This is a genomic window from Lunatibacter salilacus (assembly GCF_009797935.1).
GTDB classification, from domain to species: domain Bacteria; phylum Bacteroidota; class Bacteroidia; order Cytophagales; family Cyclobacteriaceae; genus Lunatibacter; species Lunatibacter salilacus.
The window spans coordinates 217,401-230,133 of record NZ_VOLC01000006.1; the positions used below are offsets into that span (position 1 = coordinate 217,401).

The following is a 12,733-nucleotide window of genomic DNA, read 5'->3' on the forward strand; positions in this document are numbered from 1 at the left end:
TAAACCCAAAAATTGGTTTGGCATGTATCTTATTGGCTTGCCAGCCTAATCAGGACAATTCCTATGACTCCACCTATGTGGAAGAAGAGCCTGACCCCATTTACGCTGAACACGTAAGAACTACTAAATTCCAGACCCCGGAGGAGGAGATGGCCAGTTTTGAGCTTCCCCCCGGATTCGAAGTCACCCTCTTTGCGTCCGAACCGGATATTACCAAACCGATTAACATAGCCTTTGATGACCAGGGCAGGCTTTGGGTAACCCAATCTTCTGAGTACCCCATCAAGGCAGGACAAGGTGAGGGAACTGACAGGATAAGCATTCTGGAAGATACGAATGGCGACGGAAAAGCCGATAAAATAATTGAATTTGCGAATGACTTAAACATTCCCATTGGAATCATCCCCGTTAAAGATGGAGCCATTGGATATAGCATTCCGAATGTCTATCGGTTCTACGATCTGAACGGTGATGGCAAATCCGAAAAAAAGGATGTGTTAATCCGTGATTTTGAGCACAAAGACACCCACGGTATGGTAAATAACCTATTTCGGGGGCTTGACGGATGGATTCACGCCTCCCATGGGTTCTCCAATATTTCTACCGTCTCAGGTTCGGATGGGGATTCCATTACAATGACTTCGGGCAATACCTTCCGTTTCAGGCAGGACGGAAGTCGGGTGGAAAAAACCACCGATGGCAGGATTAATCCCTTTGGATCAGACCTGGACAAGTGGGGGTATCACTATTCTGCTGATTGCCACACATTACCTATTTACCAGTTGATATGGGGAGGCAATTACACCCAGTGGGGAAAAAAGGACCCTGTCATGGGCTTCGCTCCTACGATGATGGATTACGGTCTGAACTCCACCGCACTTTCGGGTTTGGTATATTATACCGACACACAATTTCCTGAAGAATATCAGAATAGTTTTTATTCCGGTGATGTGGTGACTTGCCGTGTTAGCCGCAGTGTGATGGATTTTACCGGGACCACGCCAACCGCTACCCGGAAGCGGGATTTTCTGGTAAGTAAAGACCCTTGGTTCCGCCCCGTGGATATTAAAATCGGACCCGATGGAGCCATGTATATCGCTGATTTTTATAACAGCATAATAGGGCATTACGAGGTTCCCCTTGACCATCCGGAACGGGATCGTGTGAGTGGTAGAATTTGGAAAATAACCTACAAAGGGAAACAGCGAAAAACTATTGACTGGTCAAAGGCTAATGTCAACCAAATCATTAAAGGCATGGACGATGAAGTGCTGCAGACACGAATGGCTGCAACCGATGCCTTGGTAGACTATCATGAAACATCCGCTCCTGAACATTTGCGCAAATTGGAATCAGACAAAAACATATCTCCTGAGCAGCGTGTGCAAACATTGTGGGCCCTATTTCGCATAGAATCTCTAACTCAGGAACAGCTTCTATCAGCCTTGAAGCACAACGAACCCGTCGTTAGGGTGCATGCCCACCGCATATTGGCCAACTTTCCAAGCTGGACAGAAGAACAGACTGATTGGGCATTAGCGGGTCTTTCAGATGATAATCCCCATGTAAAACGGGCAGCGGCAGAAGGAATTAGCCGACATCCCCACCCAAAAAATTATCGTGCGTTAATTGAACAACATGAGGCTGCAGAATCTGCGGATACCCATTTGCTTTACACGCTGAAGCTCGCACTTTTCAATCATATGCAGCAAGATCAGATTATCAAATTGGCTTTGGCTGAAAATTGGTCTGAAGAGCCCTCTAACTTGCTCGCCATGGTGTTGGCTGATACCGACAACCCCTTGGCAGGTCAGTTTTTATTTGAGCACCTTCGGGAAGGAAAAACTGAGAAGGACAAGACATTGGGTTTTGTCCGGAGTATAGCCAAAAACCTCCCTGAAAATCAACTTAAATCCTTTGTGGATTTTGGTATTTCAGCTTCCAATACTTCGGAAAATCCATCTTATCAATGGGCCCGGGCCATCGAGGAGGGTTTTGATCAACGGGGCAAACCTATACCCGATTATTTAATCAGCTGGTTTCAAAACTTGAGCGAGGTAACCGTTCGGGTATTTGCTGACAACTCTGAGGAATTGAAAGAGGACTTCAAAGATCAGCTTGCGTTTGCGATAAACATGGCCGGTAAATATAAGTTTTCAAGGCTTAGCAATTCGCTTAAAATAGTAGTACTCCACCCCCAGTCTGATGATGCCATGCGTGGTGACGCAGCCTTAGCTTTAATGCGGATAAATCCAAACATGCATCTTACCTATTTAGGGGAGGTCATGAATAACCCGGAAGGCACTGTTGCGTTTCGGCAGCGGATGGCCAATTCCATTGGTCAGGTTACTGGGCCAAATGTGAGAAAAGTTTTAGGCATTGGATTGAAAGGTTCCCCAATCGAACTGCAAACTACCATTGCCGCAAATTTAGTCAAATCCCCGGAAGGTAAAACTGAACTTTTGAACCATATCCGGGAGGGTGACGCACCAGCCCGAATCCTGAAAGCCAGAAATGTGGAAGAGAGTTTTCTTTCCAACGCTTCTCCCTCACAAATAGACGGATTCACCTCCCTCACTGAAAATCTTACACCAATCAGCGAAGAACGGCAGCAACTGATAGCAGAGCGGATCGATGGCTTCCAATCTTCGGATGACGCACTGATAAACGGCAAAACATTGTATGAGGAAAATTGCAGCATTTGCCACCAGGTAAATGACGAAGGCGGTCTTATCGGGCCGCAGTTGGACGGTGTGGGCAATTGGGGCATACAGGCATTGGCCACCAAAGTACTGGATCCCAATCGAAACATCTCCGAAAATTTCCGCACCTACAATATCCGGCTCAATAGCGGAGAAGTCAAGTCGGGGCTTTTCCGAAGGGAAGAAGGTCAAGTCCTTGTGATGGCCGATCAATCGGGAAATGAATTTACTATTCCCAAAAATGAAATCAGTGAACAAATTGCGTCAAAAATCACGCTGATGCCTGATACTTTCAGCAATACCCTGGATCAGAACCAGTTTAATGACCTGATGACCTATCTATTACAAGTCAGGTAAAAACCCAGTACATAATGAAAAATAACCAAAATAAATTGTTTCCGAAAGGGTTAACGAATCCCTTTCTCTTCCTTATCTTTGCTACCGTTTTGACAAGTTGTGGGGAAAAGGGTCCGCAGGCCATTTCGGGTGAATTGATTTCTTTTAAAAAACATACCCTTTTGACAGACTTCATTGCCGAAGGGGCCGCAGTTGGCGACATCAACCAAGATGGGCTGATTGATGTTATGGCAGGACCTTATTGGTTTGAGGCACCGGATTGGAAAATCCACGAGTTGGCACCTGTAAAAACCTTCCACTATGACAAAGGTTATAGTGATGCATTTATTAGTTACGGCATGGATGTGAATCATGACGGTTGGGTGGACTTTGTTAGAATTGGATTTCCGGGAAAGGAAGTACAATGGTTTGAAAACCCCAAAAATGAACCGGGACATTGGAAGGTACATGTCATTACAGAATCCCTGGGGAACGAATCTGCCGTATTTTACGATATCGATGGAGACGGACAAGTTGATTTAGTCGGTAGTATCCCCGCAACCGGAGAGATGGTATGGTTCAAATCACCCACTTCAGATTCGGATTTGACTTGGGAAAAATACACCATCAGTGAATCTGAAAGTCCCGGAACATCCCAATACGCACATGGATTGGGAGTCGGCGACATGAACCTTAACGGTCGAATGGATGTCATCATCACAGAAGGCTGGTGGGAAGCTCCAGAAGACCCTACCAAAGGCCCTTGGAAGTTTCACCCTGCTGACCTAGGCGAAGCTGCTGCGCAAATGTATGCGTTCGATGTGAACGGAGACGGCCTTCAAGATGTTATATCAACTTCCGCCCATCAGCTTGGCATGTGGTGGCACGAGCAGATTAAGGATAGCGAAGGAAATACCTCTTGGAAAACCCATGATATTGACGATCTGTTTACCCAAACCCATGGCTTGGAGCTTGTGGATATCAACAGTGACGGGCATTTGGATCTGGTAACCGGAAAACGATATTTCGCACATATGGGAGCTGATCCCGGGGAGTTTGACACACCTTATGTGTATTGGTATGAATTTCGGCCGGGTGAGTCCCCTCAATGGATCGGTCATGAGGTGGATGATGACTCCGGGGTAGGAGTACATGTTATCACCCAAGATATTACCAACGACGGCTTGGTAGATATTATAGTCGCAAATAAAAAAGGTGTTTTTGTTTTTGAACAACAACGCCCTTAGTCTAAAATAAAAATCAATTTAAAACTCCTTATGAAACATTCAAATCGCTTATTTTTTTATCTGGCACTGTTTTTCATGTCAGGAATAGTCATTTCTTGTAATCAAAAGAAAACCGCAACAACCTCGGATGGTCAGGAATATACTTATATCCAAGAAGGTACCGAACCACCCAATGACGGTGACTTTATAATCTATCATTTGGCTGTTCAAAACTCAAATGACAGTACCTTTATCTCCACCAAGGATCAGGGAATGCCCGGATACCTGCAATATTACGACTCCCTCTCAAAGGTTGGTTTTATGGATGAAATCTTCATCAACTTAAAAAAGGGAGACAGCATAGTTTTGGAGGCTCCCGCTGCCAAAATTTTCGAAGACAACATACCTCCATTTATACAACAAGATGAAAACATCAAAATTCAGATAGGAGTAATCGATGTGTTGGATGAGGAAAAAACAATGGCTTATTTCAATGACCTTCAATTAAAGGCCCAGGAAGATGAGGTAGCAAAGGCTTCTGGCCAGCTTGAGCTTGAAGACAAGGTCATCGAAGAATACGTAAAGGACAATAACCTAAAAGGGACAAAGACTGAGTCCGGCCTTTATTATATCATCGAAAAAGAAGGAACTGGTCCAGCTATTGAAGAAGGTGATCAGGCATCAGTCCATTATGCCGGTTATTTACTTAACGGGCAGATTTTCGACACAAGCATCAAAGAAGTGGCCGAAGCTAACGATATTTACAACCCGCAGAGGGACGAAGGCGGAGGATATGGCCCGTTTGACTTACAGGTTGGCGTTGGTCAGGTGATTCCAGGATGGGATGAAGGGCTGAGTCTACTCAAAAAAGGAGACAAAGCCAAGTTCATCATACCCTCTCCCCTAGCCTACGGCAGCAGAGGAGCCGGTGCGGATATCCCCGCAAATTCCATCTTGATCTTCGACGTTGAGATCATGGATGTGAGCAAGAATTGATTATCACCCTACGAAGGAATTTTATAACGAACAATTTTAAAAGGGAACCACAGAGGACTCGAAGGTTTCACAAAGGACACGAAGTTTTTTTAAAGCTTGGTGTTCTTTGTGCCTTCTTTGAGTTCTTTGTGGTCCTTTTTTTTAAACCACATAGGACACAGTAGTTCACATAGAAATTTTTGAAGTCCGTTGCGTCGGCTGCGCAATCATTGCACCCGTTGCGTGAAAAAAAGGAGCATGCAGAATTTAAAAAAACTTGGTGTCCTTTGTGCCTACTTTGTGCCCTTCGTGGTCTTTTTTATTGCTTCATAGTTCACATAGAGTTTTAGAAAATCGTTGCGTCCGTTGCGTGAAAAAAGGAGTATGCGGTATTTTAAAAATCTAATGTCCTTTGTGCCCTTTGTGGCCTTTTTTTTGCCTCATAGTTCACAATATGGTACGTAGAGTTTTAGAAAATCGCTGCGTCCGCTGCGCCATCGTTGCGCTCGTTGCGTGAAAAAAGGAGTATGCGGTATATTAAAAATCTTAATGTCCTTTGTGCCCTTTGTGGCTTTTTTTTGCCTCATAGTTCACAATATGGTACAAAGAGTTTTAGAAAATCGCTGCGTCCGCTGCGCAATCGTTGCGCTCGTTGCGTGAAAAAGGACTTGACCTTATCATTCCAGAACATAAAGGTAAAACGCACTAGGTCCAGGCAGGGGTTCGGGGTGGGGTCTGTCCCTGTTTTGAGGCAAGGTTTCCCACTTCAACAAATAGGTCTTTCCATCTTCCGAAGTTCCTTTATCAGCGGCAGACCTAACTAAAAGACCCGGAAAATCTCCTTCTGGCTTCTGTTCAGCTATAAAGGAAGCTGGCTTCAACACCTCTCCAATCGGATTCAATTGCCCATCCAACAGTATAGTTCCCTCCCCGTATTCGACATGCGAATAACCCAATTCGTAGTTTCCGTCAGACCTTCGCTTAAAATCCCCCAACCTCACCTCAAAGACGATGCTTCCCCTGCCCGAAAACTCCCAGCGGTAATCCCAATCGGTTACTTGCTTTTCTCTCCATCTGCCATCCTCGATCCAAGTTACGTAAAACTGCAGGTTGCCTTCCTCATCGTATTTGTGAAAGGCCATGATAGGATTTAGCTCTTCATCTAAAACTAACTTTGCAGCGAGGTTAATGATCCCCCCGCCCGCAGGAACTGGGGCTACAATGACTGATTTTTGATCGAAGGTTACCGGCATGGGGATCATTTTCCCAAAGGCGTTGTACCAACTTTTCATATCCGGGCTTTTGATATAGGAAAGGTCATGGTTGGTTTCACAGTCCGGGGTGTCCCGCCACACCCAATACATGTGGTACCAATTGTCTTCTAATAATTCCGGTTGGGACGCATAGGCATTCATCAATCCCTGCCCATCAGTGAGTGGGGAATCTAGCAGTCTTTCCCAATTTCCCGATTCCGTGTTGTAGATATTGTAAATCTCGTTACCATTTCCACTTCCACCATCACGATAATGAAATATAAGGTCCCCTTCCTTGGTTGTCATGAAATTGGGATAGGTACATCTGTCTTCGTTAGTACCCACCATACCCGGCTCCTGGACCAACATTGTAATATCATTAGGTTTGGTAGATTTAAAGTAGGTTAGCGGGTGTACATGCATATTCCCGGATAAGTGTATATAGCCCTTTTTATCTATCCCAAATGTAACCGAATTATGACTATCCCAACCCAATATGGTGCTTGTGCCCTTTCCTTCTTCCCTGTCGAAAACAGGCAAGGTATGAAGTTGGAACGTATCGTCTGCTAGGTTCCGCTGACCTACCGTCATGTGCCTGTCTTTATTATAATAAGCAATGTACTGTAGATCTCCATGGGTCATCAACGTAAATCCAACGGGGTGTCCGGCCCATACGCTATCTATCAAAATCTTATGTTGAACACTTTTCTGTTGATCCCTTTCATCCACCACAACCGGCCCTTTGGGAACTCTTTCTCCACAAGATGTCAGTCCAAATACTACAATTCCAAACAGGTAGAATAACCGATTTAACATATTTAAGTATAGATGGCTTTTAAAGTAAATAATTTTATATTATTCTAATTTAGTTTATTTTCTTAAAACAAAAAACTGTAATTCAACAAAAATGATAATAAATCCACAACTAACAAAAAAGAGTCTTTAGTTCTAAAACCTTATGCCGTCTACTTTTTGGAGGCTGTCCAAAAACGCCATACATACGAAACACTTAATTTGTAAGGATAGCGTAAGTATGACTTTTCGCTGGAATGGTCACTTCCAACTCTACGGTATAATCTCTGGATATGGTAAGATTGTGATTTTTACCATCGCTTGTGGTTAGCATCAGCTTTTTCCCGAGCCCTGTATAGTAAACCGGAACCGTTATGTTGCGGGTTATGCTTTTCTCTAAGGGGTTATAAAGCATTAGGAAGCCTTTCTCCTCTCCCTTTGGATTAACATGTAGCAAACCATCCCAATCCCTTCCGTCAGGCCGGCGCAGGTGGATGATGTCTGAATCAAGGATCTCCCTGTGTGTTTTGTAAAAAGACACCCATTGTTCCACCATTCTTTTGGTGCTGTCCGTATCATAAAGCCTCGGCCCACGGTAGCAAGCCTGCACACCTGCCCCAAACAAGTTGGCCATACGCTGGGAATAATGCGCTAAATGTTCCTCCAAGGGCTCAATCGTAGCCGCAGCTCCTCCCCCCTGATACTCAGTCAGCGGCACAAACATCCAACCCATACTGGGAGTCTTGGTCCAAGTGCCGTCATAAATATTCTGTCGCTCAATAATCTCCTGCTGTGCCCGGGGTAGTGACCAGTTCACCTCCCTATACCCCATTGCGATCTTTGAAGAACCGTTCATAAAGTACCAATCCGGAACGTTCAAGTAAATGCCTTTCGATCGGCACCAGGCATACAGGTCACTGATAATTCGGTGCTGATTCCACTGGGAATCTTCCAAGCCTTTATGACCGGGATGGTCGTGGGAGGCACAGATGTCGCCGGGGTAATTCCCATCATGCTCAATGATATCGAGGCCTGTAGCTTCATACATTTCCCTGATCCTTCTAAAATATTCGATACCCCATTCGGACGCCAAACAGGGCGAGTTTCCGTATTTGGCAATACCGCCGGGCTTGCCTGTCGCCGGGTTAATAATATCATGTTCCTCGCTGATCGAACGGCTGGCGAGCAAGGAATATCCACCAAGGGCAATCCCTTTTTCGTGTGCATACTTGGCCAATTCTTCCATCTTCCGATAATAGGCTGTATCTCCTGTTTCCATATCGAAACCACTGCCGAATGTCATGATCGCCATTTCAAAACCTACCTCAGCAGACTGGTCTATCGCCAATTTTACCGATTCGGGATCGGCTTTTCGCACGTGCATGAGGATGGGGTTTTCCGTTACCCAAGGGGAAACGGTCCGATACATTTTTCGGATAGACAAGCCCTTGCGCTCTTTGTCAAAGGAATCAAAAAACAGCTCCCAGGTGCGGAAGGATTCAAAAGTGCTTCCTGGCGCCACCTCCTGGGCAGGACCATAACTTGGATGAACTTCCAAAAGTGCCGGCGTTTCCAATGCGTAATTTACCTGAGAGGTGAAGGAAGGATCCTTTTTCCAATGTACCGTACTCTTGTTGGATTCCCTATTCCCCATGGAACCAAAGGCAAAATCTGTCTCTACATGGATATTCGGTAGCTCCCAGCGCTCCTCCCCTTCTACACTGGATTCACCCTCTACAACAGCCAATACCTCACTGACAAACTTGTCCACCCTAACTGGTTTATCCGACTTGTTTGTATAGGTAATCCACTTGGACATCAGGGGAAGGCCGTCATACAGTTCATAGTGTACCGTCACCTGCGAACTTCCCGATCCTCTTTCCATTCCAGATTGCTGATGCGATTCACCAAAAAACTCTACATACTCCACCTTTCCACGTTCTGTATTGCCCAATTCAATCCCATCTGAATTACCACCAGATCTGTCACTCTTACCAACTCGGACTGCATTCGGCCTACCTGATACTTGCACCTCTGCTAAATCATTCCAATTGGTACCGTCTTCAGAAATAGACCCAACGACTTTGCTTTCAGTAAGCTCCAGCTTCAAATAATAGGATCGGCCTTCATCTATCTCCCCAAGTTCCTGCTCACTTTTACCATCCCAGAAGCCTACTGTTCCTTTTCCAGGTCGAAGGTTGATCTTTATATTTTTATCAGAAAAAACGAACACCAATCCTGCCCCCCAGCTAGTACTCTTGTCCGTACCGGGATTTATTCTGCCGATCACACCCTTTGCGTCCTGCGGAAAAGGACGTTCCGCAAAAACGGAAGCCTGTTCATCAGCCATGATTTCTCCGGGTTTACCCTCATTGAAAAAGGAATTCCTTGGATTGCTTTCGCTGGCATAAATTTCCCAACCGCTTTCCAACTTGCTAAATTCATCTGAGTAAACAGATGTCCTAGAACTGCTCTTACCTACAGCTATCGGGGATGTAAATGTAATGGCCAGCTCCTTCCCTTTGGGCGGCCAAACAGCATCCGCAGGCATCCACTCCGGACGCTTTTTCCATGCCATGCGGGGACGGATATCCTTTATTTCATACGTTGCAAACTGAAATGCCTCCTCATCATTAAGCAACCCGTCTTTCCATTCTTCCAAAAGGTAATTCTGAATGGGCTGCCCAACAAGCCCGCCAATTGGAAACTCCTCGCCGTCCAAGGTAATTTTAGCTTCAGGCCGTACGGAACGAAGATAGGTTTCTCCGGTAACCAAGTTGTTCAGACCTACGGTGGCAAAATTCGGGGATATACGAAACCGTCGCTCCAACAGTCCATTGGACATGACCAACTCCTTGCCGTCCTCAGACATATCTACTGCAGAGGTGTATCTGCTTCCATCAATCAGCCAATCGAGTGATTGCTTGTCTAAAGGAGCAGGTGAAGAACAGGAAATAAGGTAAGTGATGGCCAAAAGGAATAATTGGATCCGCTTCATGTAAATTTGGGTGAGTGGTTGGAAAGAAAGTAAAAATATGGGAATATTTTCTTTTACCAACTTTTTTTATGTGAGTTAATGGGTTGATGGGTTGATAAGTTTATAAGTCTATGGGTTTATAGGTTTATAGGTTTATGCGTTTATGGGTCAATTTGACGCTTTCCCGAAAAATATTGACCCGTCCAATTCCAGTATTTCGGCCGTAGGCCATATTTCTACCTTATTTCCACTATATTTCAATTTCGTTATTTCCACCTTATTTCAATTCTCCCTAATATCCATCAATATCTAGTATCAATGAATATTCAATATTTCGGCCGTAGGCCATATTTCTACTATATTTCAACCATATTTCCCTTGAATAATATCCAAAATCTAGTTAAAATGTATTACAGGTCATTAAAATATAAACACATCATACCACCCGACTTTTTGTCTGCCAGAGATCGGCATTATCTCCCAAGACCACCTTTAAGGGTTGGGTGACTTCATTAAGTTTGTCAATCACTTGCTGAGATAAGTTCACAGTCAGCACTTCCATATTTTTCCTTACCTGAGCCGGATTTCTGCCTCCCGCTATAACTCCCCCAACTCCCTCTTGGGATAAAAGCCAAGCCAAGCTCAAGCTGCCCATGGATATGTTTAAATCCAAGGCAACCTCTTCGATTTCGGCAATGGTTTTGAAGGTGAGGTCCTCACAACCGTCCTCCTGATGTCTGGATTGGGAACGGTCCTTGGTAAAGTGCCGGGTTCTTGCCCGGTCATCCGGCACTGATTCCGGCGTGGTGAATTTTCCTGTCAGCAATCCCTGCATAATGGGTGAATAGCATAATATGGGAATATTTTCCTCTACACATTTTGGAAGTATGCTATATTCAATTGCTCTAAACAGCAGGTTATAGGCCATTTGGTTGGAACTTACCGAAAACCCAAGGGACTTGCATGCCTCAAGACTTTCTGAACCAAAATTCGACACGCCATACGCACGGATTTTTCCAGATTGTTTCAATTTATCCAAGGCCTCCAAGGTATCCTCCAAGGGTATTTCGGGATTGGGCCAGTGGAGTTGGTAGAGGTCTATATAATCGGTTTGGAGGTTTTTCAGCCCCCGTTCGCAGGCATTTATTACGTTATCGGGAGCAAAATCCTGGGGCCCAACTTTGGAGGCGATGATTATATTATTACGTTCTCCCTTTAGGGCTTTTGCGAGTAAATTCTCTGAGGCACCGTTACCATACGCTTCGGCGGTATCAAAACAGGTAATTCCCAAATCATAGGCCTCCTTAATGGCATCTAGGGAATCACGTTCTTCCTGATGTCCCCAGTTAAATCCCCCGACTATGGCCCAGCAGCCAAAAATCATCCGTGAAATTTCAAAATCTGTATGGGGTAGTTTTATTTTCGTGTTCATAGTAAGGATAAAATTAATAAAAGGTAGTATATGGGTTTGGTACAAATATAAAAGTTCCATAGAGAAAAGAAGGGAAAAGCTACCCTTTATCTGAATCAATATTGACTTAAGAATGAAAACTCACTGTCACTCATCATTTGAAATGAGCCAAAAATCCCGCAATAAAAGCCGCTTGTTTTGCCCTAACCTCCTCACCATAATGGACATGATCTATAAAGATATCTTCACCCAAATTTTTGGTGAACTGATATAAATCGATAATGGGCACCTCTCTGGAACGGAAAATAGCATCTGCCGCCTCATTATACGCTTCCAAGTCCGCCGCAAACCGGTGGAAAGACTGCTGCCTGCTGTTATGCTGTTCATCATCCACCGGGGTAGTCCGAACCCAAACCAATTTAATGCCTCTAGATGTCAAGAGATCGAAAATTTCAACGAGATTACTTTTGTAGGTATCGAGAGATACTTGCTTTTCGGTGGTGCCTATCGGCGTTTTTATATCGTGTAATCCACAATTTAGCACTAATACATCCGGCTTGAAATTGGGATCCTCAAGCTTGATTTTCACATAATCCAAAACCATCCCGGAATCTCCACCATTCGCTCCTGCAGGATTGTCCAAATTAGCGGATGACTGACCGTCATCCCGCTTCCGGTCATATTCAAAAACCCCCTGAAGATACTGTTCCAAATACGGCCCATACTGGATTGAAATGCTGTCTCCTATCACGAATACAGAAGGGAGAGAAAGCTGGATTTGTGCGGAAAGCAGGCCAACCAATAAAACAATAACCGCAGGTATCTTGAATTTGGACATAGGAATTTATTAAGGAGGTAAGTTATAAAAATTCTATTAAATCGTCGTCTTACGTTGATAGTAAACCCAGTGATGCAATTAATTACAAATTAAAAATTGCGGATTACGAATTGGCAATTACACATTATTATTTAATCTAGTACATAAATCCCTTCTAGGTCTATGCAAAATTCCCTATAATTCATTATTTTCACCCTCGAACTTAAGTGTTCAACATTTTCAA

At 44.4% G+C, this 12,733-nt stretch carries 7 protein-coding genes; 3 read left to right on the forward strand and 4 right to left on the reverse strand.

The window, feature by feature from the left end; genetic code table 11:
- Positions 1-17 precede the first annotated feature (17 nt).
- Genes FQ608_RS10405 through FQ608_RS10415 form a run of 3 tightly spaced genes read left to right on the forward strand, consistent with a single transcriptional unit; the run spans position 18 to position 5,260 of the window.
- On the forward strand, positions 18-3,059 hold the full coding sequence (locus FQ608_RS10405; protein ID WP_234364159.1) for a PVC-type heme-binding CxxCH protein: 3,042 nt from the start codon (positions 18-20) through the stop codon (positions 3,057-3,059).
- 14 nt (positions 3,060-3,073) lie between these two features.
- Entirely contained in the window at positions 3,074-4,285 is a 1,212-nt protein-coding gene (locus FQ608_RS10410; protein WP_158858152.1) for an FG-GAP repeat domain-containing protein, read from the forward strand.
- A 30-nt stretch (positions 4,286-4,315) separates the two neighbouring features.
- A complete protein-coding gene (locus FQ608_RS10415) occupies positions 4,316-5,260 on the forward strand; it encodes an FKBP-type peptidyl-prolyl cis-trans isomerase (RefSeq protein ID WP_158858154.1) in 945 nt (314 codons plus the stop codon).
- A gap of 656 nt (positions 5,261-5,916) precedes the next feature.
- Here the strand turns inward: FQ608_RS10415 and FQ608_RS10420 are convergent.
- The 4 genes from FQ608_RS10420 to FQ608_RS10435 all read right to left on the reverse strand — a co-directional run bounded on the left by FQ608_RS10420 (position 5,917) and on the right by FQ608_RS10435 (position 12,510).
- Entirely contained in the window at positions 5,917-7,308 is a 1,392-nt protein-coding gene (locus FQ608_RS10420; RefSeq protein WP_158858156.1) for a BNR repeat-containing protein, read from the reverse strand.
- A gap of 193 nt (positions 7,309-7,501) precedes the next feature.
- Positions 7,502-10,282: a hypothetical protein gene (locus FQ608_RS10425; RefSeq protein ID WP_158858158.1), complete on the reverse strand. Its 2,781-nt coding sequence runs from the start codon at positions 10,280-10,282 to the stop codon at positions 7,502-7,504.
- A 415-nt stretch (positions 10,283-10,697) separates the two neighbouring features.
- Complete coding sequence (locus FQ608_RS10430; RefSeq protein ID WP_158858160.1) at positions 10,698-11,693, reverse strand: aldo/keto reductase; 996 nt, start codon at positions 11,691-11,693, stop codon at positions 10,698-10,700.
- Positions 11,694-11,826: 133 nt separating this feature from the next.
- A complete protein-coding gene (locus tag FQ608_RS10435; protein WP_158858162.1) occupies positions 11,827-12,510 on the reverse strand; it encodes an SGNH/GDSL hydrolase family protein in 684 nt (227 codons plus the stop codon).
- Between the last annotated feature and the right edge of the window lie 223 nt (positions 12,511-12,733).

Excerpts from the sequence above, each read along its gene's own strand:
- FQ608_RS10430 (WP_158858160.1), bottom strand. The coding sequence starts at position 11,693 with ATGAACACGAAAATAAAACTACCCCATACAGATTTTGAAATTTCACGG.
- FQ608_RS10420 (WP_158858156.1), bottom strand. The coding sequence starts at position 7,308 with ATGTTAAATCGGTTATTCTACCTGTTTGGAATTGTAGTATTTGGACTG.
- FQ608_RS10415 (WP_158858154.1), top strand. The coding sequence starts at position 4,316 with ATGAAACATTCAAATCGCTTATTTTTTTATCTGGCACTGTTTTTCATG.
- FQ608_RS10410 (WP_158858152.1), top strand. The coding sequence starts at position 3,074 with ATGAAAAATAACCAAAATAAATTGTTTCCGAAAGGGTTAACGAATCCC.
- FQ608_RS10425 (WP_158858158.1), bottom strand. The coding sequence starts at position 10,282 with ATGAAGCGGATCCAATTATTCCTTTTGGCCATCACTTACCTTATTTCC.
- FQ608_RS10435 (WP_158858162.1), bottom strand. The coding sequence starts at position 12,510 with ATGTCCAAATTCAAGATACCTGCGGTTATTGTTTTATTGGTTGGCCTG.